Source organism: Georgenia sp. M64 (genome assembly GCF_038049925.1).
GTDB lineage: Bacteria > Actinomycetota > Actinomycetes > Actinomycetales > Actinomycetaceae > Georgenia.
Window position 1 is genome coordinate 675,683 of record NZ_CP145809.1, and the last position, 23,804, is coordinate 699,486.

19 protein-coding genes are annotated in these 23,804 nt (G+C 72.7%); 12 read left to right on the forward strand and 7 right to left on the reverse strand.

Going from position 1 to position 23,804, the window contains the following annotated elements; all coding sequences use genetic code 11:
- Positions 1-145 precede the first annotated feature (145 nt).
- Positions 146-1,075, reverse strand: coding sequence for an A/G-specific adenine glycosylase (locus tag AAEM63_RS02980; RefSeq protein ID WP_341360205.1), 930 nt, complete (start codon positions 1,073-1,075; stop codon positions 146-148).
- 65 nt (positions 1,076-1,140) lie between these two features.
- On the opposite strand from AAEM63_RS02980, the gene AAEM63_RS02985 reads away from it, so the two are divergent.
- On the forward strand, positions 1,141-1,833 hold the full coding sequence (locus tag AAEM63_RS02985; RefSeq protein WP_341360206.1) for a hypothetical protein: 693 nt from the start codon (positions 1,141-1,143) through the stop codon (positions 1,831-1,833).
- Between the two features lie 42 nt (positions 1,834-1,875).
- Here AAEM63_RS02985 and disA read toward each other — a convergent pair whose 3' ends face one another.
- Positions 1,876-2,934, reverse strand: coding sequence for a DNA integrity scanning diadenylate cyclase DisA (gene disA / locus AAEM63_RS02990; RefSeq protein ID WP_341360207.1), 1,059 nt, complete (start codon positions 2,932-2,934; stop codon positions 1,876-1,878).
- Between the two features lie 102 nt (positions 2,935-3,036).
- A complete protein-coding gene (gene radA / locus AAEM63_RS02995) occupies positions 3,037-4,449 on the reverse strand; it encodes a DNA repair protein RadA (protein ID WP_341360208.1) in 1,413 nt (470 codons plus the stop codon).
- Positions 4,450-4,653: 204 nt separating this feature from the next.
- Between radA and AAEM63_RS03000 the strand changes: the two genes are divergently transcribed.
- The 8 genes from AAEM63_RS03000 (at position 4,654) to AAEM63_RS03035 (ending at position 15,393) form a co-directional block, all read left to right on the forward strand.
- A complete protein-coding gene (locus tag AAEM63_RS03000; RefSeq protein WP_341360209.1) occupies positions 4,654-5,682 on the forward strand; it encodes a LacI family DNA-binding transcriptional regulator in 1,029 nt (342 codons plus the stop codon).
- Positions 5,683-5,942: 260 nt separating this feature from the next.
- Positions 5,943-7,691: a ribulokinase gene (araB, locus tag AAEM63_RS03005; RefSeq protein WP_341361294.1), complete on the forward strand. Its 1,749-nt coding sequence runs from the start codon at positions 5,943-5,945 to the stop codon at positions 7,689-7,691.
- Complete coding sequence (locus AAEM63_RS03010) at positions 7,688-8,413, forward strand: L-ribulose-5-phosphate 4-epimerase (RefSeq protein ID WP_341360210.1); 726 nt, start codon at positions 7,688-7,690, stop codon at positions 8,411-8,413. The genes araB and AAEM63_RS03010 overlap by 4 nt, the downstream gene beginning before the upstream one ends.
- The gene (araA, locus tag AAEM63_RS03015) at positions 8,410-9,918 is read left to right on the forward strand and encodes an L-arabinose isomerase (RefSeq protein WP_341360211.1); all 1,509 of its coding nucleotides are present in this window, start codon (positions 8,410-8,412) and stop codon (positions 9,916-9,918) included. Before AAEM63_RS03010 ends, araA begins: the two co-directional genes overlap by 4 nt.
- A gap of 123 nt (positions 9,919-10,041) precedes the next feature.
- Entirely contained in the window at positions 10,042-11,208 is a 1,167-nt protein-coding gene (chvE, locus tag AAEM63_RS03020; RefSeq protein ID WP_341360212.1) for a multiple monosaccharide ABC transporter substrate-binding protein, read from the forward strand.
- Between the two features lie 71 nt (positions 11,209-11,279).
- Positions 11,280-12,818, forward strand: coding sequence for a multiple monosaccharide ABC transporter ATP-binding protein (mmsA, locus tag AAEM63_RS03025; RefSeq protein ID WP_341360213.1), 1,539 nt, complete (start codon positions 11,280-11,282; stop codon positions 12,816-12,818).
- Complete coding sequence (mmsB, locus tag AAEM63_RS03030; protein ID WP_341360214.1) at positions 12,815-13,996, forward strand: multiple monosaccharide ABC transporter permease; 1,182 nt, start codon at positions 12,815-12,817, stop codon at positions 13,994-13,996. The genes mmsA and mmsB overlap by 4 nt, the downstream gene beginning before the upstream one ends.
- Before the next feature lie 221 nt (positions 13,997-14,217).
- Positions 14,218-15,393, forward strand: a complete 1,176-nt coding sequence (locus AAEM63_RS03035) for an acyl-CoA dehydrogenase family protein (protein WP_341360215.1) — start codon at positions 14,218-14,220, stop codon at positions 15,391-15,393.
- Between the two features lie 7 nt (positions 15,394-15,400).
- On the opposite strand, the gene AAEM63_RS03040 is transcribed toward AAEM63_RS03035, so the two are convergent.
- Positions 15,401-16,744: an ROK family transcriptional regulator gene (locus tag AAEM63_RS03040; protein ID WP_341360216.1), complete on the reverse strand. Its 1,344-nt coding sequence runs from the start codon at positions 16,742-16,744 to the stop codon at positions 15,401-15,403.
- A gap of 71 nt (positions 16,745-16,815) precedes the next feature.
- On the opposite strand from AAEM63_RS03040, the gene xylA reads away from it, so the two are divergent.
- Both xylA and xylB read left to right on the forward strand, forming a co-directional pair.
- Positions 16,816-17,994: a xylose isomerase gene (xylA, locus tag AAEM63_RS03045; protein WP_341360217.1), complete on the forward strand. Its 1,179-nt coding sequence runs from the start codon at positions 16,816-16,818 to the stop codon at positions 17,992-17,994.
- Positions 17,995-18,002: 8 nt separating this feature from the next.
- Positions 18,003-19,448 (forward strand): xylulokinase, encoded by a 1,446-nt coding sequence (gene xylB, locus AAEM63_RS03050; RefSeq protein ID WP_341360218.1) that lies wholly within the window; start codon positions 18,003-18,005, stop codon positions 19,446-19,448.
- Positions 19,449-19,550: 102 nt separating this feature from the next.
- On the opposite strand, the gene AAEM63_RS03055 is transcribed toward xylB, so the two are convergent.
- From AAEM63_RS03055 to AAEM63_RS03065, 3 genes are all read right to left on the reverse strand, one after another.
- Positions 19,551-20,012, reverse strand: a complete 462-nt coding sequence (locus tag AAEM63_RS03055; RefSeq protein ID WP_341360219.1) for an ATP-binding protein — start codon at positions 20,010-20,012, stop codon at positions 19,551-19,553.
- Positions 20,013-20,194: 182 nt separating this feature from the next.
- Positions 20,195-21,664, reverse strand: coding sequence for an alpha/beta fold hydrolase (locus tag AAEM63_RS03060; protein WP_341360220.1), 1,470 nt, complete (start codon positions 21,662-21,664; stop codon positions 20,195-20,197).
- Between the two features lie 185 nt (positions 21,665-21,849).
- Positions 21,850-22,659, reverse strand: a complete 810-nt coding sequence (locus tag AAEM63_RS03065; protein ID WP_341360221.1) for a hypothetical protein — start codon at positions 22,657-22,659, stop codon at positions 21,850-21,852.
- 229 nt (positions 22,660-22,888) lie between these two features.
- Between AAEM63_RS03065 and AAEM63_RS03070 the strand changes: the two genes are divergently transcribed.
- Positions 22,889-23,794: an aldose-1-epimerase gene (locus tag AAEM63_RS03070; RefSeq protein WP_341360222.1), complete on the forward strand. Its 906-nt coding sequence runs from the start codon at positions 22,889-22,891 to the stop codon at positions 23,792-23,794.
- Positions 23,795-23,804 lie beyond the last annotated feature (10 nt).

Below are 23,804 nucleotides of genomic sequence, written 5' to 3' on the forward strand. Positions count from 1 at the left end.
GTCCCCGCTGGACCATCCCCGATGAGCGCCACACCGATGAGCGCATCCCCGATGAGCGCGACACCGATGAGCGCGACACCGGTGAGGAAACAGCCGCGCTGGTCGGTCGAATCCTCACCGCAGGTGGCGACCACCGGCTGCCCGGTCACGGCAGGCGGTACCAGCCGGCACGGTCGTCCACCCCGGCGACGACCAGCCCGTCGGCGACGAGGGAGGCCAGCGCCCGTCCGGGCTGGGAGCGGTCGGGCAGGGCCGCCGGGTCGGCGCCGCCCGCCGCGGCCCGCAGGAGCTCGTCGTGACCGGTCCAGCCGTCGGCGCCCCGCAGCGCCGCCATGACCCGGCCGCGGGCCTGGCGGTCGGTGCCGTGCCAGGTCTGGGTCCGGCGGCGGTGCGCGTGCTCGTCCGCCGGCCGCCCGGCGCGCACCCACGCGCAGGTCGCGGCCAGCGGGCACGCCGGGCACCGGGGCGTGCGCGCCGTGCACACGAGCGCGCCGAGCTCCATGAGGCCGATGTTCCAGCGGACCGAGAGCGCCGCGTCGTCCGGCAGGTAGGTCCGCGCCCTCTCCTGCTCGGCCCGTGAGAGCGACGGCGCGGGCAGCGCCCGGCCCTCGAGGGCGCGGCCCAGGACCCGCCGGACGTTGGTGTCGAGCACGACGGCTCGCCGCCCGTGCGCGAACGCGGCGACCGCCGCCGCGGTGTAGGCGCCCACGCCGGGCAGCGCGAGGAGCGACTCCTCGTCCGTCGGCACGGTGCCGCCGTGGCGCTCGACGACCGCCCGTGCGCACTGCTGAAGCCGCAGCGCCCGGCGCGGGTAGCCCAGCCGGTCCCACGCACGCAGGACCTCGGCGGTCGGTGCGGCGGCGAGGTCGGCCGGGGTGGGCCAGCGACTCGACCAGGCCCGCCAGGCCGGCTCGACCCGCACCACCGGGGTCTGCTGCAGCATGACCTCGCTCACGAGGACGGCCCACGCCGTCGTGCCGGGGCGGCGCCACGGCAGGTCACGGGCGTTGGCGTCGTACCAGGAGACGACCGCCTCCTGGGTCGCGGCGAGGACGTCGGGCTCGGCGGGGTCCACGAAGGCAGTGTGCCGGTCCGGCGTGGGTGCCGCCGACCCGCGTGGAGCCGACGTACCGTCGCCCTGTGGCGACCACACGATCCCGACGGCCGGGGGAGCGGACCCCCACGGGCCGCACCGACGCTCCGGGCCGACCCGCCGCTCCGGCCGGCCGGGCCGCTCGCCCCGGGGCGGGCGCCGCGCCCGGCCGCACCCCGCCCCGGCGCCGTCCCAGCCGCGCGGTGATCCGGCGTCGACGGATCGTCGCGGTCCTCGTCCTGCTCGCCGTCCTGGCGCTCCTCGCCTGGGGGGTCGTCGCCGTCGTCGGCGCGGTGCGGGCGGGGGCGAAGGACGTCGCTGCGCCGGAGCCGACCACCTCCGCGGCCCCGCTCGACCCGACCGCGTGCGCGCCCGCCGACCTCGACGTCGACCTCGCCGCGCTGCCGGCGGGCGGGGGCGCACCGGTGGACCTGGACGTCACGGTGACCAACGACGGCGAGTCGCCGTGTCTCCTCGACGCCGGAGCCGGCTCGCTCGTCCTGACCGTCGTCTCGGGGGAGGACCGGGTGTGGTCCTCCGGGGACTGCGCGGGCGACGCCTCGCGGCGGCTGCTGCTGGACGCGGGGGACTCGGCCGACGCGTCCGTGTCGTGGTCCGGCGCCCGCTCTGCGCCGGGCTGCGCGGACGGGCAGGGCAGCTCGGGGGCAGGCACCTACCGCGTCGAGGCGACCCTGGGCGGGGTACCGCTGGACGTGCGCGAGGTCTTCACCCTCGGCTGACCGGGTCGCAGGCCGGACGGGCGGAACGACCGCCCCACCCGGTCAGGCGAAGCGCTCGAGGATCGAGGACTCGGCCAGGCGGGAGAGCCCCTCGCGCACGGCGCGGGCGCGGTGCGGCCCGACCCCCTCGACGGCCTGCAGGTCCTCGGTCGTGGCGGAGAGCATCGTCTGCAGGCTTCCGCAGTGCGCCGCGATGGACTCGGCCACCGAGCTCGGGAGGCGGGGGATCTTCGAGAGCACGCGGTACCCGCGGGGGCTGAGGGCCGAGTCGAGGGCCTCGCCGTCGGCGCCGCCGACGCCGAGGATGCGCGCGATGGTGGGCATGTCGATGAGCTCGGCGGAGGTCAGGCGGCCCAGCGCGGTCAGGACGTCCTCGGCGGGTCCGCCCGCGGAGGGGCCGAGGTAGTCGCGCACCACGAGGTTGCGGTCGGGGTCGAGACCGATGACGAGCTCCTCCAGCTGGAGGGAGAGGAGGCGGCCGTCCGTACCGAGCTCGATGACGTAGCCGGCGATCTCCTCGGAGATGCGCGAGACCATCTCCATGCGCTGGATGACCGTGATGACGTCGCGGACCGTGACGAGGTCCTCGATCTCCAGCGCGGACAGCGTGCCGGAGACCTCGTCGAGGCGGGACTTGTAGCGCTCGAGGGTCGCCAGCGCCTGGTTGGCCCGCGAGAGGATGACGTCGGAGTCCTCGACGACGTGGCGGTGCTCGTCGACGTAGAGCGCGACCGTCCGCATGGACTGGCTGACCGAGATGACCGGGTAGCCGGACTGCTTCGCCGCGCGCTCGGCGGTGCGGTGGCGCATGCCCGACTCGGAGGTCTCGATGCGAGCGTCGGGGAGCAGCTGGACGTTGGCCCGGCGGATCCGCCGGTGGGTGTAGTCCACGACGACGGCGCCGTCCATCTTGGCCAGCTCGCGCAGCCTGGTCGCGGAGAACTCCACGTCGAGGTGGAACCCGCCCGAGCACATCTCCTCGACCGCGTCGTCGTACCCGAGGACGACGATGGCGCCCGTCCGGCCGCGCAGGATGCGCTCGAGACCGTCCCGCAGCTCGGTGCCCGGCGCGATGGCCCGGAGCATGGCGCGGAGCTTCATCTCGGGCACTGTTCCTCACTGCGGGCGGACGGTATGGGCCACGTTCATCCTAGGGGCGACACCGACCGGGCCAGAGGTGTTCTCCGTCACTCGGTGCGCCGGTCAGTCGCGGACGGAGCCCACCGACCCGGGGTTCGTCAGGAGCATGGCCACCTCGACGGCCTGGCGCAGGTGGCGCACGGGGTGCACCTCCAGACCGGGCACGACCTTGAGGTCCTCGGCGCCGTGGTGGGGGACCACCGCGTGCCGGAAGCCCAGCCGCGCGGCCTCGGCGAGGCGGCGCTGCACACCGACGGTGGCCCGGACCTCGCCGGTGAGCCCGACCTCACCCACCGCGACGATGTGCGGCGCCAGCTCCCGTCGGTCCGCGGCCGAGGAGACGGCCATCGCCACCGCGAGGTCCACGGCCGGCTCCACCGCCCTGGCGCCGCCCACGGTGGAGACGTAGACGTCGCTGCCCCCCAGGACCGTGCCGAGCCTGGCCTGCAGGACGGCGAGGGTCATCGCGACCCGCGAGGAGTCCAGGCCCGAGGTGGTCCGGCGCGGGGAGGACAGGGGGGAGAGGGCGACCAGCGCCTGGATCTCGGTGGGCATGGGCCGGCGGCCCTCCAGCGAGATGGTCACGCAGGTACCGGGCACCGCGCTGCGGTCGCCGGAGAGGAACAGCCCGGAGGGGTCGGCCAGTCCGGTGATGCCGGTGTCGTGGAGGTCGAAGCAGCCGACCTCGTCGGTGGGCCCGTAGCGGTTCTTCACCGCCCGGACCATCCGCAGCCGCGAGTGCCGGTCGCCCTCGAACTGGCACACGACGTCGACGAGGTGCTCCAGCACCCGGGGACCGGCGATGCTGCCGTCCTTGGTCACGTGCCCCACGAGGAGGACGGGGATGCCGCGGGTCTTGGCGACGTGGATGAGGGCCTGCGCGACGGCGCGCACCTGGCTCACGCCGCCGGCGCTGCCGTCGACCGAACCGTCGGCGATGGTCTGGACGGAGTCGACGACCAGCAGCGAGGGGTCGGCGGCGTCGACGTGCCCGAGCAGCGTGGCGAGGTCGGTCTCGGCGGCGAGGAGCAGCGCCGGGGTGAGGGCGCCGATGCGCTCGGCGCGCAGGCGCACCTGGCTCGCCGACTCCTCACCGGTCACGTACAGGACGGGGTGGCCCGGCGGTGCACCGGCGGCGGCCTTCGCCGCGACGTCGAGCAGGAGGGTCGACTTGCCCACGCCGGGCTCGCCCGCGAGCAGCACGACCGCGCCGGGCACGATCCCCCCGCCGAGGACGCGGTCGAGCTCGCCGACCCCGGTGCTGCGGGCCTGGGCCGCCCGGGCGTCGACCTGGTCGATGGGCCGGGCGGGCGACGAGGGGGTGGTCGCCGTCGTCGACGAACGGGTCGCCGGGGCCGCCCCGGCCTCCTCGACCGTGCCCCAGGCCTGGCACTCGGCGCAGCGCCCGACCCACTTCGACGCGGTCCAGCCGCACTCGCTGCAGCGGAAGGCGGGTCGGGCTGTCCTCGGGCTCATGGGCACGAACGCTACCCACGCCCACCGACACCGTCCCCCGCGCCCCACGGGGTCGCCCGGCACCGTGCCCCGCGCCCCACGCGGCCGCCGGCAACTCGCCCGGCGCCCCCCGCGCCCACCCGACGGCCCGACACCGTGCGGCGGCAGGCCGCTGACGCCCTGCCGTGGCTAGCATGGACCGCACGGCCGGATGAGGGGTGAGCCATGCGCAGGTCCTTTCGGACGCGCGCCTCGGCGCCCTCCATGGCCGACGTCGCCGCCGTCGCGGGCGTCTCCCACCAGACGGTCTCGCGCGTGCTGAACTCCCCCTCTGCCGTCCGTCCCGAGACGCGCGAGCGGGTCGAGGCCGCGATCCGTGAGCTCGGGTACCGGCGCAACCCCGCCGCCCGGGCGCTGGTGACGCGCCGGACCGGGCTCATCGGCGTCGTCAACCCCGGCGAGGCGCGGTTCGGGCCGGCGAACACCACGATGGCGATCGAGGAGGCCGCGCGCGAGGCCGGCTACGCCACGACGCTGGCCGTCATGCGCGACGCCCAGGCCACGACGGTGGACGCCGCCCTGGAGTTCTTCCTGGGGCTGGGGGTGGACGGGATCGTCGTCATCGCCCCGGTGACCCAGGTCGCCGCCGCGGCCAACGAGCTCGCCAGCCAGCTCCCGGTGGTGCTCGTCGCGGCCGGGCTGCGGCCGACCTCCGAGCTGCGGGTGGTGGGCGTCGACCAGGAGGCCGGCGCCCGGCTCGCGACGCGACACCTCATCGACCTCGGCCACCGCGACATCGTCCACGTCTCCGGGCCTAACGACTGGTTCGACGCACGCTCACGCATCGTGGGCTGGCGGCGGGAGATGCACGAGGCGGGCCTGGAGGTGCCACCCCTCGTGCCCGCCGGGTGGGACGCCGTCGACGGCTACGACGTGGCCCGCACGCTCGTGCGCGAGCACCGCCTGCCGACCGCGATCTTCGCCGCGAACGACCTCCTCGCGCTGGGCATCCTCCGGGCGTTCCACGAGGCCGGCGTGCGCGTGCCCGAGGACGTCTCGGTCGTGGGCTTCGACGACACCGAGGGGGCCGGTTACTACGAGCCGCCCCTGACCACCGTGCGCCAGCCCTTCGCCGAGGTGGGCCGCCGCGCCATCGAGGTCCTCCTCGAGGCGCTCGCGGGGCACCGGTCGGAGTCGCGGATGATCCCGCCGGAGCTGGTCGTGCGGGCCTCGACGGGCGCCCCCCGCACCTGACCGGGCGTCGGGACCGCTGGCCCGCTCGCCGTCTGGGACCTCGGTCCCGCGCGCGACGGCGGCCGCCGTGGTCCGCTTTCCTGCGGCCCTTCTCGCGCCCGAAAGCGAACAGTCCAGTCCCGATCACAGTTGGATCACCTCGCTTGACAGGCCGGATGAGAGCGCTAACATCTCGTGTTAGCGCTCACATCGAGATGTGGCCGAACCGAACCGGACAACACCGCACAAGCAGGCAAGGGAGCCGTAGGCCCGTGGTCGATGTGGATCGCCAGGACGCCGTCGTCGTCGGCGTCGACTTCGGCACCCGCTCGGGCCGCGCCGTCGTGGTTCGCGTGGCCGACGGCGCCGAGCTCGGCAGCGCGGTGCACGAGTACCGCCACGGCGTGATGGACCGGACCCTGACCGCCCACGAGAACGAGCTCCTCCCACCGGACTGGGCGCTGCAGGCGCCCGGGGACTACCTCGAGGTGCTCAGGGTCGCGGTGCCGGCGGCGGTCCGGGCGGCCGGGGTCCGACCCGGCGACGTGGTCGGCGTCGGCACCGACTTCACCGCGTGCACGATGGTGCCGGTGCGGGCCGACGGCACGCCGCTCTCGGAGCTGCCCGGGCTGGCGGGCCGGCCGCACGCCTACGTCAAGCTGTGGAAGCACCACGCCGCGCAGGGTCAGGCGGACCGCATCAACGACCTGGCCGCGGACCGGGGCGAGGCGTGGATCGACCGCTACGGCGGGTCCATCTCCTCGGAGTGGGAGTTCGCCAAGGGCCTGCAGCTCCTGGAGGAGGACCCCGAGGTCTACGCGGCGATGGACCGCTGGGTCGAGGCCGCGGACTGGATCGTCTGGCAGTTCACCGGACGGTACGTGCGCAACGCCTGCACGGCCGGCTACAAGGGCATCTACCAGGACGGCGCGTACCCCGACCGCTCCTTCCTCGCCGCGCTGAACCCCGACTTCGCCGACTTCGTCACCGACAAGCTCGCGCAGGAGATCGGCCAGCTCGGGCACGCCGCGGGCGGGCTGACCGCCGAGGCGGCGGGCTGGACCGGGCTGCCGGAGGGCATCGCGGTGGCGGTGGGCAACGTCGACGCGCACGTGACGGCGCCGGCGGCCAACGCCGTCGAGCCTGGCCAGATGGTCGCGATCATGGGCACCTCCACGTGCCACGTGGTCAACGGGGCCAGGGTCGCCGAGGTCCCGGGGATGTGCGGGGTGGTCCGGGGCGGCATCGTCGAGGGCTACTGGGGCTACGAGGCCGGCCAGTCCGGCGTGGGCGACATCTTCGGCTGGTACGTGGACAACCAGGTTCCCGAGGCCTACGCGGTGGAGGCCCGGGCCCGCGGGATCGGCGTGCACGAGCTGCTCACCGAGAAGGCCGCGGCGCAGCCGGTGGGTGGCCACGGCCTCGTGGCGCTCGACTGGCACTCCGGCAACCGCTCGGTCCTCGTCGACCACGAGCTGTCCGGCCTGGTCGTCGGGCTGACGCTGACCACGCGCCCGGAGGACGTCTACCGGGCATTGCTGGAGGCGACGGCGTTCGGCACCCGCACGATCGTCGAGACCTTCGCCGCCGCCGGCGTGCCGGTCTCGGAACTGGTCGTGGCGGGAGGGCTGCTGAAGAACACCTTCCTCATGCAGATGTACGCCGACGTCACCCGCCTGCCGCTGTCGACGATCGTCTCCGAGCAGGGCCCGGCACTGGGCTCGGCCATCCACGCCGCCGTCGCGGCGGGGTACTACCCCGACGTGCGCACGGCGGCGAGGTCGATGGGCAGGCGTGTCGTGGCCGCCTACACCCCCGACGAGGACGCCGCCCTGGCCTACGACGCGCTCTATGCCGAGTACACCGCCCTGCACGACCACTTCGGCCGAGGAGGCAACGACGTCATGCACCGTCTGAAGAAGATCCGCCGCGAGGCCCTCGCCGCCCGCCCGCCCGAGCTGCGCACCGCCCGCGAGGAGAGCGCGCCGGGCGCGGGGCGCGGCGCCCGCACCGCGGGAGCCCACGCATGATCCGCCTCGACGACCTCGCCGAGGACGTGCGCACGGCGGTGGCGGCGGCCCGTGAGCGGGTGGCCGCGCTGCACGCGGAGCTCCCGCGCAACGAGCTCGTGGTGTGGACCGCGGGGAACGTCTCGGAGCGGGTCGCGGGCGCCGACCTGTTCGTCATCAAGCCGTCGGGGGTCTCCTACGACGAGCTCGCGCCCGAGGTCATGGTCGTCTGCGACCTCGACGGGACCAAGATCGACGACGGCACCGACGAGCGGCTCCAGCCCTCCTCGGACACCGCCGCCCACGCCTACGTCTACCGCAACATGCCCGACGTCGGCGGGGTCGTGCACACCCACTCCACCTACGCCACGGCGTGGGCGGCCCGGCGCGAGCCGGTCCCGTGCGTCCTGACGATGATGGCCGACGAGTTCGGCGGGGAGATCCCCGTGGGGCCGTTCGCGCTCATCGGTGACGACTCGATCGGCCGCGGCATCGTCGAGACCCTGTCGGGTTCGCGGTCCCCGGCGGTCCTCATGGCCAACCACGGCCCGTTCACCATCGGCAAGGACGCCCGCGCGGCGGTCAAGGCGGCGGTGATGTGTGAGGAGGTGGCCCGCACGGTCCACATCTCCCGCCAGCTGGGCGAGCCCACGCCCATCCCCCAGAGCGACATCGACTCCCTGTACGAGCGGTACCAGAACGTCTACGGCCAGCACGGCCCCAGCGAGGAGCAGCAGCGATGAAGAACCCCTTCGAGGGCAAGGAGATCTGGTTCCTCACCGGATCCCAGGACCTCTACGGCGAGGAGACCCTCGCCCAGGTGGCCGAGCAGTCCCAGGCCGTCGCGGCCGCGCTCGACGGCGCCGCCGACGTCCCGGTCCGCATCGTGTGGAAGCCGGTCCTCAAGGACCGTGACGCCATCCGCCGCGCCGCGCTGGAGGCCAACGCCGACGAGTCCTGCCTCGGCGTCGTCGTGTGGATGCACACCTTCTCCCCGGCGAAGATGTGGATCCTCGGGCTGGACGCGCTGACCAAGCCGATGCTCCACCTGCACACCCAGGCCAACGTCGAGCTGCCGTGGGCGGACATCGACATGGACTTCATGAACCTCAACCAGGCCGCCCACGGCGACCGCGAGTTCGGCTACATCGCCACCCGGCTCGGCGCGCGCCGCAAGACCGTCGTCGGGCACGCCACCAACCCGGCCGTCCAGGCCAAGGTCGGGACGTGGGCCCGGGCCGCGGCCGGCTGGGACGCCATGCAGCACCTGAGCCTGGCCCGGTTCGGCGACAACATGCGCAACGTCGCGGTCACCGAGGGCGACAAGACCGAGGCCGAGCTGCGCCTGGGCGTCTCGGTCAACACCTGGGCCGTGAACGACCTCGTGGCAGCCGTGGACGCGGCCACCGAGGCCGACGTCGACGCCCTCGTCGCCGAGTACGACGAGCTCTACGACGTCGCCCCCGAGCTCGGCCCCGACGGCGAGCGGCGCGACTCGCTGCGCTACGGCGCCCGCATCGAGCTGGGCATGCGCTCCTTCCTCGAGGCCGGCGGCTTCGAGGCGTTCACCACGAACTTCGAGGACCTCGGCGGGCTGCGGCAGCTCCCGGGCCTGGCCGTCCAGCGGCTCATGGCCGACGGGTACGGCTTCGGCGCCGAGGGCGACTGGAAGACGGCGATCCTCGTGCGGGCCGCGAAGGTCATGGGCCACGGCCTGCCCGGCGGTGCCTCGCTCATGGAGGACTACACCTACGAGCTGACCCCGGGGAAGGAGAAGATCCTCGGCGCCCACATGCTCGAGATCTGCCCCTCCCTCACCACCTCCCGCCCGCGCCTGGAGATCCACCCCCTGGGCATCGGCGGGCGCGAGGACCCGGTCCGGCTGGTGTTCGACACCGACCCGGGCGAGGGCGTCGTCGTGGCCATGTCCGACCTGCGCGAGCGGTTCCGGCTGGTCGCCAACGTCGTCGACGTCGTCCCCGGCGACGCCGAGCTGCCCAACCTTCCCGTCGCACGAGCCGTGTGGGTCCCCCGCCCGGATTTCGCGACCTCCGCGGAGTGCTGGCTCACCGCCGGCGCCGCGCACCACACGGTGCTCACCACCGCCCTCGGCCTGGAGGTCTTCGAGGACCTCGCCGAGATCGCCGCGGTCGAGCTGGCCGTCATCGACGCCGCCACCACCAGCCGCGGGTTCGCCCGCGAGCTGCGCTGGAACGCGGCGTACCACCGACTCGCCCAGGGCCTCTGACCACGGGCGTCACACCGACCCCACCCGTCCGGGTGGGGGGAAGACCTGGCCGGTCGAAGCCTGCTCGACCCGGCGGAGCCCGAGGGGCTCGACCAGCGCAGGTACCTTCAAGGAGGAAGAAAGATGCGTAACACCAAGATCGCGGCTCTCGCCGCGGGCCTGTCGCTGAGCCTGACCCTCGCCGCATGCAGCGGCGGCGGTGCGGGCAGCGGCGACGGAGACACCGACGCGACCGCCGGAGGTGGCGACACCGCTGCCGCCGAGGGTGGCCTCATCGGCGTCTCGATGCCGACGGAGACCTCCGAGCGGTGGATCGCCGACGGCGCCGCCGTGGAGGACGGGCTCACCGAGGCCGGGTACGAGGTGTCGCTCCAGTTCGCCGGCGACGACATCCCCACCCAGTCCCAGCAGATCGACCAGATGATCACCCAGGGCGTGGACCTGCTGATCATCGCGGCCATCGACGGCACGGCCCTGTCGGGCCAGCTCCAGGCGGCCGCCGACGCGGGGATCCCGGTCATCTCCTACGACCGGCTCATCCGTGACAGCGAGAACGTCGACTTCTACGTCACGTTCGACAACGAGGAGGTCGGCGTCCAGCAGGCCACCTCCCTCCTCGTCGGCCTGGGCATCCTCAACGAGGACGGCTCCGAGGGCGACGCCACCGGTCCGTTCAACATCGAGCTGTTCGCCGGCTCGCTGGACGACAACAACGCGCACTTCTTCTGGAAGGGCGCGATCGACACCCTGCAGCCGTACATCGACGAGGGCACCCTCGTGGTGAAGTCCGGGCAGACCGACATCGAGCAGGCCGCCACCCTGCGCTGGAGCCAGGAGACGGCCCAGAAGCGCATGGAGGACCTCCTCACCGCCGCCTACGGCGACGGCAGCAAGGTCGACGGCGTCCTCTCGCCGTTCGACGGCATCTCCCGCGGCATCATCACCGCGCTGCAGAACGCCGGCTACGGCCCGGGCATCGACGCCGGCATGCCGATCGTCTCCGGTCAGGACGCCGAGATCGCCTCCGTCAAGCTCATCGCCGACGGCGTGCAGTTCGCGACGATCTTCAAGGACACCCGCAAGCTCGCCGACCAGGCCGTCGTCACCGCCGAGGCCTACCTCGCCGGCGAGGAGCCGGAGGCCAACGACACCGAGACGTACGACAACGGTGTCAAGGTCGTCCCGTCCTTCCTGCTGGAGTCGGACATCGTCTACGCCGACAACATCCAGCCGCTGCTCGTCGACTCGGGGTACTACACCGCCGAGCAGGTCGAGAGCGGCCAGGCCTGAGCCTGATCGTCCCGGTGCGGGCGGCGCCACGGCGCCGCCCGCACCACCCGAGTCCTTAAGGAGGAGGACGCATGAGCGATCACATCCTCGAGATGCGCTCCATCACCAAGACATTCCCCGGCGTGAAGGCGCTGCAGGACGTGTCGCTCGAGGTCGAGCGCGGTGAGATCCACGCCATCTGCGGCGAGAACGGCGCCGGCAAGTCCACCCTCATGAAGGTGCTCTCCGGGGTCTACCCCGCCGGCACCTACGAGGGGGAGATCTACTTCGAGGGCGAGCCCGTGCGGTTCGGCTCGATCAACGACTCCGAGGCCAAGGGCATCGTCATCATCCACCAGGAGCTGGCGCTCGTCCCCTTCCTCTCGGTGGCCGAGAACATCTTCCTCGGCAACGAGCAGGCGAAGAACGGCCTCATCGACTGGCACGCCACCAACGCCAAGGCGGCGGAGCTCCTCGACCAGGTGGGTCTGCGCGAGAACCCCGTCACCCACGTCGGCACGCTCGGTGTGGGCAAGCAGCAGCTCATCGAGATCGCGAAGGCGCTGTCCAAGGACGTCAAGCTCCTCATCCTCGACGAGCCCACGGCGGCCCTGAACGACCAGGACTCCGAGCACCTCCTCGGCCTGCTGCGTCAGCTCAAGGAGCGGGGGATCACCTGCATCATGATCTCCCACAAGCTGGGCGAGATCGCCGCGATCGCCGACTCCACCACGATCATCCGCGACGGCAAGACCATCGAGACGCTGGACATGTCCCAGCCGGACGCGACCCAGAACCGCATCATCCGCGGCATGGTCGGCCGCGACCTCGACCACATGTACCCCGAGCACACCTCCCACCCCGGCGAGGAGGTCTTCCGCATCGAGGACTGGACGGTCATGCACCCCACGCAGGTGGGTCGCGTCGTCGTCGACGGGGCCGCGCTGAACGTCCGCGCCGGTGAGATCGTCGGCATCGCGGGCCTCATGGGCGCCGGGCGCACCGAGCTCGCCATGAGCGTCTTCGGCCAGGCCTACGGCCGGGACATCAAGGGCAAGGTCTTCATGCACGGCAAGGAGATCAAGGTCCGCACCGTGGCCGAGGCCATCGACAACGGCATCGCCTACGCCACGGAGGACCGCAAGCGCTACGGCCTCAACCTCATCGAGGACATCAAGCGCAACATCTCGGCCTCCTCCCTGGGCAAGCTCGCCCCGCGAGGGTGGGTCAACGCCAACGAGGAGATCGCCGTCGCCGAGCGCTACCGCGGCGACCTCAACATCAAGGCACCGTCCGTGATGTCGGTCGTCGGCAAGCTCTCCGGCGGCAACCAGCAGAAGGTCGTGCTGAGCAAGTGGCTCTACACCGAGCCCGACCTGCTCATCCTCGACGAGCCCACCCGCGGCATCGACGTCGGCGCGAAGTTCGAGATCTACACGATCATCAACCGCTTGGCCGACGCCGGGAAGGCCGTCCTGGTCATCTCCTCCGAGCTCCCGGAGCTCCTGGGGATCTGCGACCGCATCTACACCCTGTCCGCCGGCCGCATCACCGGCGTGGTGGACGTCGAGGAGGCCACCCAGGAGCGCCTCATGGAACTCATGACGAAGGAAAAGGACCAGGTCTCATGACCGGAACATCGAGCCTCAAGGACCTGCTGACGAGGAACCTGCGGCAGAGCGGCATCTACATCGCGTTCGTGTTCATCATCGCGCTCTTCGCGATCCTCACGGACGGCGTTCTCCTCAGCCCGGGGAACATCACCAACATCGTCCTGCAGTACTCCTACATCCTCATCCTGGCCATCGGCATGGTCATCGTCATCATCGCCGGCCACATCGACCTCTCGGTCGGCTCGGTGGTGGCGCTGACCGGCGCGATCTCGGCCGTGCTGGTCATCCAGCAGGGCATGCCGTGGTGGGTCGGGATGCTGGCCGCGATCGCCACCGGCCTCCTGGTCGGAGCCTGGCAGGGCTTCTGGGTGGCGTACGTCGGCATCCCGGCCTTCATCGTCACCCTGGCCGGCATGCTCATCTTCCGCGGCCTGACGCTCCAGGTGCTGGGCAACATCTCGCTGTCGCCGTTCCCGCGGGAGTACCAGCAGGTCGCCAGCGGCTTCCTCAACGGCCTGCTCGGTGGGCAGGGCTTCGACGCCTTCACCCTCATCATCGCGGCCATCGCGGTGGTGGGCTACGCGGTGAACTCCTACCGCACCCGCCGCCGGCAGATCGAGTACAAGCAGCCCGTCGAGTCGATGCCGCTGTTCGTGGCCAAGATCCTCGTCGTCGCGGCGATCGTCATGGCGTTCGCCTACCAGCTCTCGCGCAGCCGCGGCCTGCCGATCGTGCTCATCCTGCTGGCCTTCCTCATCCTCACCTACAGCGCGGTGACCAAGCGCAGCGTCTTCGGCCGCCACGTCTACGCCATCGGCGGCAACCTCAACGCCGCCCAGCTCTCCGGCGTGAAGGTCAAGAAGGTCAACTTCTGGATCTTCGTCAACATGGGCTTCCTCGCCGCTGTCGCGGGCATCGTGTACTCCTCGCGGTCCAACGGCGCGCAGCCGGCGGCCGGCAACATGTTCGAGCTCGACGCCATCGCCGCGGCCTTCATCGGTGGTGCGGCGGTCACCGGTGGTGTGGGCACCGTGGTCGGGGCCATGGTCGGTGGTCTGATCATGGGTGTCATGAGCAACGGCATGCAGCTCATGGGCATCGACCAGTCCATCCAGGCCGTCGTCCGCGGCCTGGTGCTCCTCCTGGCCGTCGCCTTCGACGTCTACAACAAGCGGCGCGCGTCCGGCGCCCGCTGATCGCGCGAGGAAGGGGCGGTGCCTGCGGGCGCCGCCCCTTCGTCGTCCTCGCCGCCCCTTCGTCGCCTCGGTCGCCTCGAGGTCCGGCCTGTGCTCCCTCGTCCTGGCCGCCGTGTCGTCGCGGTCGCCTTGATGTCGCTCCCCGCGTCCGGCCGGGCCGTCGCCCGACGCGCGAGCCCGCGTAGGGTCGAGGAGGACCACCGACCGCGAGAAGGAGCACGATGAGCCGTCAGATCCTGTCCGAGGACCTCCTCGAGCGCATCCGCGCCCGCGCCGCCCACTACGACGAGACGAACGGGTTCTTCGACGAGGACCTCGCCGAGCTGCGTGACGCCGGCTACCTCACCGCGTTCGTCCCGGAGGCGTTCGGCGGCGCGGGCCTCACCCTGGCGGAGATGGCCGCCGAGCAGATGCGCCTGGCCGGCGCCGCACCCGCGACGGCCCTGGCGGTCAACATGCACCACGTCTGGGTCGGCGTCGCCCGGGGCCTCAACGCCCGCGGCGACTCCTCCGCCGACTTCGTCCTGACGGAGGCCGCGGCGGGGGAGATCTTCGGGTTCGGCGTGTCCGAGCCCGGCAACGACCTGGTGCTCTTCGGCTCGCAGAGCCAGGCGCGGCCCGACGGCGAGGGCGGGTACACCTTCCACGGCACGAAGATCTTCACCTCGCTCTCCCCGGCCTGGACCCGGCTGGGGACGTTCGGGGCCGACACGGCCGGTCCGGACGGTCCGCGCAACGTGTGGGGATTCGTGCGCCGCGACGGCGGCGGCGTGAGCGTCAAGGACGACTGGGACGTCATGGGGATGCGGGCGTCGCAGTCCTGCACGACCGTGCTCGACGGCGCCCACGCACCCGCCGACCGCATCGTGCGTCGGATCCCGCCGGGGCCGACGACGGACCCGTTCGTGTTCGGCATCTTCGCGAACTTCGAGATCCTGCTCGCGGCGGTATACACGGGGATCGCGCGGAGGGCGATCGACGTCGCCGTCGCCGGGGTGCGGCGGCGGACCTCGCTCAAGAACGGTGGGGCGCCGTACTCCAACGACCCCGACATCCGGTGGCGTCTCGCGGACGCGGCGATCCAGCTCGACGGCGTGCTCCCGCAGATCGAGGTGCTCGCCCGCGACGTCGACGCCGGGGCGGACCGCGGCACCCTGTGGATGCCTCAGCTCTCGGCCCTGAAGTCCCGTGCCACCGAGGTGGCGTTGGACGTGGTGACCAAGACGGTGCGCGCGTCGGGCGGCTCGTCGTACTCCAACGGCCACGAGCTGTCGCGGCTCTACCGCGACGTCCTCGCGGGCCTGTTCCACCCCAGCGACGACGAGTCCGTCCACGGCGCGTGGGCGAACGCCCTGCTCGGACCGGTCGTGCCCTGGCCGCCGGAGGGCGAGGGGTAGCCGGCCGTCAGGCGGGCAGGGCCGCCGGGACCCAGCGCGCGGGGGCCTCGACGACCGTGGCCAGCGCGGTGAGGGCGGCGCCCCGGGCCGCGAGCGCCGGGTCGTGCCCGGCGGCCCGCACCGAGAGGGTCGCCCAGGGGGCGGCCAGTACCCGGGCGCGCAGCTCCGCCTCGACCGCGGGGGCGAGGCGCTCGGCGAGCGGGGCGAGCTCACCACCGAGGAGGATCTGGTCGATGTCGAGCAGGTTCACGGCGCCGGCGAGCGTGATCCCCAGTGCCCAGCCGGCCCGCTCGAGGGCCGCCCGGGCGGTCGCCCCGTCCGGCCCGTCGGCCCGTGCGAGGAGGTCCGCGGCGCTCGCCGTCACCGGCAGCCCGGCGGCCACCATGAGGGCCTGCTTGCCGGCGTACTGCTCGAGGCAGCCCCGCGCGCCGCACCGGCACTGCGGACCACCGGGTTCCACGCTGAAGTGGCCGATCTCCCCGGCCCACCCGTGCGGGCCGGTCATGACCTCGCCGTCGACGACGGCGGCGGAGCCCACGCCCACCTGGGCCGAGACGTAGAGGAACGTCCGGTCCGGCCCGAGGCGGCCCGGCGCCTCGGTCGCCGTGGCGAGGGCCGCGAGCTTGGCCTCGTTGGCGATGGTCACCTCGCCCAGGTCCGCCCCGAGGAGCGGCGCCGGCCGCAGCTCGCGCCAGCCGAGGTTGGGGGCGAGCAGGAGGCGGCCGGCGGGGGAGTCCACGAGGCCCGGCAGGGCGAGGACCGTACCCACGAGCCGGGCCGCCGGGCCGGCCTCGGTCACGAGCTCGCGGCCGAGGTCACCGAGGGCGGGGAGCACCACGGCCGGGTCGGAGCCGCGCATGTCCGACGGGACGAGGCGCTCGGCCACGGTCGCGCCGCGCAGGTCGAGGAGACGGCCCGCGACGTAGTCGACGTTGACCTCCAGCCCCAGGCCGAGCAACGTCCCGGGCGCGGCGCTCAGCGGCACCGCCGGCCGGCCGCGCCGGCCCGCCGGAGCAGGGTTCTCGGCGACGATCCCGGCGGCGAGCAGGTCCTCGACGAGCCGGGAGACGGTGGAGCGGGTCATCCCCGTGCGGGCGGAGAGGTCCGCGCGCGAGCGCGCCGTGGAGGACCCGAAGAGCTCCTGGACGAGCACCGCGAGGTTGTACTCGCGCAGGGCGCCCTGGCGGGCGCCGGCCGGGCCGGCAGCCGGGTCCGTGCCCGGGCCGGCACTCGGGTCCGAGGGGCCCGGCCGATCGTCGCCGGGTCCGTCCGGGCGGTGCGCGGGTTGCCCGGACCGCTCGGCGGCGGGCGTGCCCGCGCCGTCGCGGGTCGTGACAGGCGGAGTCGGCATGGGTTGACGATAGCCGTTCCCCCGTATAAGTTGCACCCAGAAACAAAACACACTCGACGAGGAGTCATGCCATGCGTACCCCCACCCCCCAGGACCGCTTCTCCTTCGGCCTCTGGACCGTCGGCTGGACCGCCCGCGACCAGTTCGGTGACGCCACCCGGCCCGCCCTGCACCCGTGGGAGTACGCCACGAAGCTGGCTGAGCTCGGCGCCTGGGGCGTGACCTTCCACGACGACGACGTCGTCCCCTTCGGCTCCGACGACGCCGAGCGCGACCGCATCTACAGCACCTTCAAGAAGGCCGTCGACGACGCCGGGCTGGTCGTGGAGATGGTCACCACCAACACCTTCTCCCACCCCGTGTTCAAGGACGGCGCGTTCACCTCCAACGACCGCTCCGTGCGCCGGTTCGCGCTGCGCAAGATCCTGCGCAACGTCGACGTCGCGGCCGAGATGGGCGCCGAGACCTTCGTCATGTGGGGCGGGCGCGAGGGCAGCGAGTACGACGGGGTCAAGGACGTCAACGCCGCCCTCGACCGCTACCGCGAGGGCATCGACACCGTCGCGGGCTACATCAAGGACAAGGGCTACGGCCTCCGGATCGCCCTCGAGCCCAAGCCCAACGAGCCCCGCGGCGACATCCTCCTGCCCACCGTCGGCCACGCGCTGGGCTTCATCGCCCAGCTCGAGAACGGCGACATCGTCGGCCTCAACCCCGAGACCGGGCACGAGCAGATGGCCGGCCTGAACTACACCCACGGCCTCGCGCAGGCCCTGTGGTCGGACAAGCTCTTCCACATCGACCTCAACGGCCAGCGGTCCATCAAGTTCGACCAGGACCTCGTCTTCGGCCACGGCGACCTGCTCTCGGCGTTCTTCACCGTCGACCTCATCGAGAACGGCTTCCCCGGTGGCGGCCCCACCTACACCGGTCCGCGCCACTTCGACTACAAGCCCTCCCGCACCGAGGGCATGGAGGGCGTCTGGGACTCCGCCCGCGCGAACATGGCCATGTACCTGGGCCTGGCGGAGAAGGCCAAGGCCTACCGGGCCGACCCGGAGGTCCAGGCCGCGTTCGAGCAGGCCGGCGTCCTCGAGCTGTCCAGGCCCACCCTCGCCGAGGGGGAGACCCTCGCCGACCTCCTCGCCGACCGCACCGCGTTCGAGGACTTCGACGCCGACGCCGCCGGTGAGCGCGAGTTCGGCTTCGTCCGGCTCAACCAGCTCGCGATCAACCACCTCATCGGCTGAGCGCACCCATGGCCGAGACGCTGGTCGCCGGGATCGACTCCTCGACGCAGTCCTGCAAGGTCGTCGTCCGCGACGCCGCGACCGGGGCGCTGCGGCGCTTCGGCCAGGCGCCGCACCCGGACGGCACCGAGGTCGACCCAGCCGCCTGGTGGGACGCCCTCCAGGCGGCCGTCGCCGCGGCCGGGGGGCTCGACGACGTCGCCGCCCTCGCGGTCGGCGGCCAGCAGCACGGCATGGTCGCGCTCGACGGCGACGGCGAGGTCATCCGCCCGGCGCTGCTGTGGAACGACACCCGCAGCGCCGGGGCGGCGGACGACCTCGTCGCCGACCTCGGCGGCGCCGCCGCGTGGGCGGAGGCCACCGGGTCCGTCCCGGTCGCGTCGCTCACCGTGACGAAGCTGCGGTGGCTCGCCGACCACGAGCCCGAGAACGCTGCGCGCATCGCCGCCGTCGCCCTTCCCCACGACTGGCTCACGTGGAGGCTCTCCGGCGCGGCGAGCTTCGACACCCTCGTCACCGACCGGTCCGACGCCTCGGGGACCGGCTACTTCGACACCGCTCGCGGTGCCTACCGCCGGGACCTGCTCGCCCTGGCCCTGCGGCGCGACGACGTCGAGGGCATCGTCCTGCCGCGGGTCCTCGGCCCCGGGGCCGTGGCCGGTCACGGCGACGGCGGCGCCGGTCTCGGCCACCTCGTCCTCGGGCCGGGGGCGGGCGACAACGCCGGTGCCGCCCTGGGCCTGGGCATGGTGCCCGGTGACGTCGTCATCTCCATCGGGACCTCCGGCGTCGTCTCGGCGATCTCGCGCGAGCCCGTGCAGGACCCCAGCGGTCTGGTCACCGGCTTCGCCGACGCCACGGGGCAGTTCCTTCCCCTCGCCGTCACGCTCAACGGCTCGCGAGTCCTCGACGCCGCGGCCCGGCTGCTCGGGGTCGACCACGCCGAGCTGGCGCGGCTCGCGCTCGCTGCCGATCCCGGCGCCGCCGGGCTCACGCTCGTGCCCTACCTCGAGGGTGAGCGCACACCGAACCTGCCCTGGGCGACCGGGTCGCTCCTGGGCCTGTCGCTCGCCGGCATGACGCGGGAGAACCTCGCCCGCGCCGCCGTCGAGGGACTCCTCAGCGGCCTGTCCGACGGCCTCGCCGCCATGCGCGACCAGGGCGTGCCGGTCGAGCGCGTGCGACTCATCGGCGGCTCCGCCCGCTCCGAGGCGGTCCGTCGCATCGCCCCGGCGGTCCTCGGCACCCCTGTCGAGGTCCCCGAGCCGGGGGAGTACGTCGCCGACGGCGCCGCCCGCCAGGCTGCGTGGGTGCTCGCGGGCACCGAGGAGCCGCCCGCCTGGACGACGTCGACGGTCACCACCTTCGACGCCGACCCGACGCCCGTCGTCCTCGAGCGCTACGCCGAGCGGCGCCACCTCGTCGTCGAGCGACCGGAGCCCGGCAACGGCTGAGCCGGGGTGCTTCCGCACGGCCGAGCGGGGTGCTTCCGCACGGCCGAGCCCGCGTGCTGACACCCGGCGGGGACGCGCCCCGTGACGCCGACGAGCGGATGGTCAGTGGATGACGGTGAGTGGCCCCTCGTCGGGCGTGGGGGCCTCGAAGTGGTCGAAGTAGTGCGCCACCGTGGACTCGTCGAGCGCGTAGTCGTCCGAGTGGTCGCCCCGTCGCTCCCGCATGCGCCGGAGCACCGTGTCTCGGTCCGTGGCGAGGTAGATGGTCTCAGGGACGACTCCCGTGGGGCGCAACAGCCTTCTCCACTCCTCGCGCATCTGACGTGACCAGAATGAGAAGTCCAGGACGACGTCTCGTCCCTCTGCGACCAGGGTGAGCAGTCGTTGTTGCAGGGTCGCTTCGATGTCTGCTCGCTCCTCAGGTCGGAGCACCGCCGTCGAGATGCCGCGATGCCACATCTCGACGTCGAAGGACAGGCGCGTCATGCCGCCGTTCTCCAGCTGCTTGGCGTACGTCGTCTTGCCCGCTCCGGCGGGACCACACATCAGCACGACGCGACTCATGCAGAGAACGTACCGAGCATTGTGGCGCGATGAGACGACCCCACGAGGTCCGCCCACGCCGATGAGCGGTAGGCGGCTCGTCGTCAGGACGAGGATCGATACCGGCGCTCAGCAGCGGTCCGGTGAGCCGCCGGTGTACGGCGTCCTGCGGTCCGATCACCGATCTGAGCGGGCCGCTGGCTCTACTCGGTGAGCTGGTTCCCACTGCGTGCCGACGACACGACGTCCACGATCGCCTGGGTGGTGGCAGCCGCCCCGCCCTCGGCCGCGACGAGCGACTGGTGGGTCTCGCCCTCGACGACCCTGTGCACACCGTTCGTCGACAAGGTGGCCAGGTGGGCGTGAGCCGCAGCGTCGCTCGGATCACTTCCGACGCCGGCAGTGAGCACGACCAGGGGCTTGTCGGCGAAGTCGACGAAGGATGCGGCTTGCTGCGCTGAGGCGTTCCCCCGCGCGAACTCCTCGACGAAGCTGCCGAAGTTGGCCGCCGTCGAGGTGGCGGCGCGAACCTCGCCCTCCGCCTGGGAGGGAAGGTTGCCCGACGTGAACTGGCTCTGCAGGCGGGCCACGCCGAGGCGGGCTGTGGCCGAGGCGAGAGCCGCCACGCGACCGACGGCGTTGTAGGAGTCGCGCCGGTCGGAAGAAGCGACCGCGGGCCCTGGCCCCGATGCCGGTGGTGTGGTGTCGATCAGGACCATTCCGGCGACCTCGTCGGGGTAACGCGCGGCGTAGGTGAGGACGTACCGGCCACCGAAGGAGTGGCCAGCCAGGACGTAGGGCCCGTCGACGTCTGCGCGTTGCAGCAGGGTGTGCAGGTCGGTGGCGATCTGTTCGGCGTCCTGGGCGGTGTCGGCGGCCTCGCTCCACCCGCGACCGGCCCGGTCGTAGACGCACACGCGTGTGCCCCGCGCCACGGCCGGCGCGATCAGCGCCATGTTGGAGGACATCTCACCCATGCCCGGCTGAAGAATCACCGTCGGGGCGCCGGAACCCGAGCAGCTCAGGTGGAGGCGGTGTCCGCCGACGTCGAACACCTGGCCGGGCATCGGGTACGCCCGGCCATCGGCCGCTGTGGCCACTGTCTGGTAGCCGCCGCCCACGGAGGCCAGCGCGAGCGTTGCGATCACCGGATAGAGCACCAGCCGCCTGCTGCGGCTGCGCAGTCGTCGGTGAGCCCGAACGACCATCCAGATGGCGAGCGCCAAGGCGACGGGGGGCCAGGCCCAGTCGAGCACGTCACGGACCGTGGGTCCGAACTCCAGCAGGAGAAGACCTCCCAGGCCCATGAGGAGCGCCGGGGCTGCGGCCCACCGCTGCGGCTGGTCGGTCAACCGCACCGAGAGCACAGCCAACAGCGCCCAGCCCAACGCCAAGCCGCACAGCACCGCCCCGGTGACGGCGTCCTCGTTCGCCGGGATGAATGGAGCGGCGACCAGCAGCACGGCGCAGAGGAGCCCCACGGCCAGCGAGCCGGCAACTATCCAGCCGATGTGTCCCTGCGGACGAGCATGCGGATCAGCGCCTGAGTCACGGTCCCGGCCGCTGTGCTCGGAGGTGGGAAGGGAGGTGGGCGTCCGGCTGGCGGTCACGATGGCTCGATTCGGCACGCACTGCTGGCGTCGCGTGAGTGCAGGGAACTGCACCTTGGACACGTGCCGTCATCTCAACGGTAGCCCCGCCCGGGCCATGTGGACCCGAGCCGACGGGGTGAGCTTGCGGGGCGTGGTCGTGGCAATGCCGAGACCCGAGCGTCAGGACGACGAGTGCGACTCGTGAGGAAGAGGGAGGTCGACAAGCAGGTGGTGGGCCACGGTGATCGGAAGTTCTGAGGTCGGTGTCAGCGGTGGTCCGGTGACACCGACCCGTCGGCCCGGATCAGCCCCGCCAACACCCCGTTGAGGGCGTGCCGGAGCTCCTCGGGGTCGAGGCCGTCAGTCGCGAGCACCGCCACGTCGTGGTCCTCGAACACGACGGCACGCACGCCCGGCACGGCGGCGAACCGCTCCTCCAGGCTCGCGTGGGCCTCACCGCCGAGCAGATCCTCGACCTCCTCCGGCAGGCTCACCTGCACGTCCCACATGCCACCCTTCAGCGCCGTCACCTCGACCGTGAGGGGTGCGGTCGCCGGCGTGGGTGCCTCGGCACGGACGACGTCGGCATCGCCCAGGGTCGGCGCACCTGCGAGCCGGCCGGCGGGGGCGTGCTGATCGATCATCCTGCGCACCAGCGCCGACAGTGGCCGACCGGTCCGGCCCGACAGCACGTCGGCCACCGCCAGCGATGCCAGCCGCTGCGGAGTGTTGACGATGCCCTGCAGAACCGGCTGGTGCCCCGTGACGAAGCGAGGATCGGTGTCGAAGACCCACTCGGCGCCTGTGCCCATGGTGATCACCTCGGCCACCGCGGCGGCGAGACCCTCGACCCACTCCGCGCCGACCTCGGTCCAGTCAGGCCGGTGCGCGGGCGCCTCGAACCAGTACGGCTCGACGGTCACCGGACCGGGGTCGTGCGCCCTCGCCGCGACGAACGCAGCCAGGGCGTCGAGCGACTCCACCGACCGGTCCACCCGGGGACCGTCCGCGGCGGCCACCCGGTCCCTGAACCAAGGCAACCGCCAGCAGAGCTGCTCGACGTAGGCACGCGCCATCGGGAGTGCGACCTCGCGTGAGGCTGGGGAGCCACTGTCGAAGTGAGGGGTCATGGCAGACAGATCCTGACCTTGATGCCGCACAATCTCAACAGCGTCCGGGGGCCGAGGTCGCCGACCGGATCTCCCGCTGTCCGCGCGAGCGGCGGTACAAGGGCCGTGGAGCCCACACCGGTGGCACCTGAGCCTCGACCGGCCACCCGAGGACCCGATCTGGAACGATCACCCCATGAGTGACCTCCCGAACCCCGGCGGGACCGCCGTGCGCCTGTCCGCGGGCCGCTACGAAGCCGTGGTCCACACCGTCGGCGCCGCGCTGGCGCGGCTGACCCTCGACGGCACCGACCTCGTGCTCCCCGTGGCCGACGACGAGCTCGCCCCGTCCTACGCCGGCAAGACCCTCGTCCCGTGGCCCAACCGGATCGTCGGGGGCACCTACTCCTTCGCCGGCCAGGACCACGAGGTCCCGGTCAACGAGCACGCCACCGGCTGCGCCCTGCACGGCCTCATGTGCTTCACCGACTACGCTGTGGTCTCGTCCTCCGGCGAGGAGGTGGTGCTCGCGGCCGACGTCCTCCCCCGCTACGGCTACCCGTTCCACCCGCGTTCGGAGGTCACCTACCGGCTGAGCGCCGGCGGCCTGGAGGTCACCATCGCCGCCACGAACGTCGGCGGCGCGGCGGCTCCGTACGGCGCCTCGTCGCACCCCTACCTCACGTGCGGTCTGGAGCCGGTAGACGGGTGCACGCTGGACGTGCCCGCGACCCGGGTCCTCACGGTCGACGATCGGCTGCACCCGGTGGCGCTCGCCCGCGTGGAGGACGAGGGGCTCGACTACCGCGGCGGCCGCGTGCTCGGCGCCGCGCAGGTCGACCACGCCTACACCGGCCTGCCCGCGGGGGAGTGGGAGGTCAGCCTCACCAGCTCCGACGGCACGGTCGTCAGCCGGTTGCGCGCCGACGCGCGGTGGCTGCAGGTCTACTCCGGTGACCTCGTGGGCCGGGTGGCAGCCGCCGTCGAGCCCATGACGTGCCCGCCGGACGCGTTCAGCTCAGGGACCGACGTCGTCGTCCTCGAACCCGGCGGGAGCCACCGGATCACGTTCACCATCGACGGCGAGGTCACCCCGCGCTGAGTTCTCGGCG

Excerpts from the sequence above, each read along its gene's own strand:
- disA (WP_341360207.1), bottom strand. The coding sequence starts at position 2,934 with ATGAAGCTCCGCGCCATGCTCCGGGCCATCGCGCCGGGCACCGAGCTG.
- xylA (WP_341360217.1), top strand. The coding sequence starts at position 16,816 with ATGCGTACCCCCACCCCCCAGGACCGCTTCTCCTTCGGCCTCTGGACC.
- mmsB (WP_341360214.1), top strand. The coding sequence starts at position 12,815 with ATGACCGGAACATCGAGCCTCAAGGACCTGCTGACGAGGAACCTGCGG.
- araA (WP_341360211.1), top strand. The coding sequence starts at position 8,410 with ATGAAGAACCCCTTCGAGGGCAAGGAGATCTGGTTCCTCACCGGATCC.
- AAEM63_RS03065 (WP_341360221.1), bottom strand. The coding sequence starts at position 22,659 with ATGGCGCGTGCCTACGTCGAGCAGCTCTGCTGGCGGTTGCCTTGGTTC.
- AAEM63_RS03040 (WP_341360216.1), bottom strand. The coding sequence starts at position 16,744 with ATGCCGACTCCGCCTGTCACGACCCGCGACGGCGCGGGCACGCCCGCC.
- radA (WP_341360208.1), bottom strand. The coding sequence starts at position 4,449 with ATGAGCCCGAGGACAGCCCGACCCGCCTTCCGCTGCAGCGAGTGCGGC.
- chvE (WP_341360212.1), top strand. The coding sequence starts at position 10,042 with ATGCGTAACACCAAGATCGCGGCTCTCGCCGCGGGCCTGTCGCTGAGC.
- AAEM63_RS03055 (WP_341360219.1), bottom strand. The coding sequence starts at position 20,012 with ATGAGTCGCGTCGTGCTGATGTGTGGTCCCGCCGGAGCGGGCAAGACG.
- AAEM63_RS03070 (WP_341360222.1), top strand. The coding sequence starts at position 22,889 with ATGAGTGACCTCCCGAACCCCGGCGGGACCGCCGTGCGCCTGTCCGCG.
- xylB (WP_341360218.1), top strand. The coding sequence starts at position 18,003 with ATGGCCGAGACGCTGGTCGCCGGGATCGACTCCTCGACGCAGTCCTGC.
- AAEM63_RS03010 (WP_341360210.1), top strand. The coding sequence starts at position 7,688 with ATGATCCGCCTCGACGACCTCGCCGAGGACGTGCGCACGGCGGTGGCG.
- AAEM63_RS03000 (WP_341360209.1), top strand. The coding sequence starts at position 4,654 with ATGCGCAGGTCCTTTCGGACGCGCGCCTCGGCGCCCTCCATGGCCGAC.
- AAEM63_RS03035 (WP_341360215.1), top strand. The coding sequence starts at position 14,218 with ATGAGCCGTCAGATCCTGTCCGAGGACCTCCTCGAGCGCATCCGCGCC.
- mmsA (WP_341360213.1), top strand. The coding sequence starts at position 11,280 with ATGAGCGATCACATCCTCGAGATGCGCTCCATCACCAAGACATTCCCC.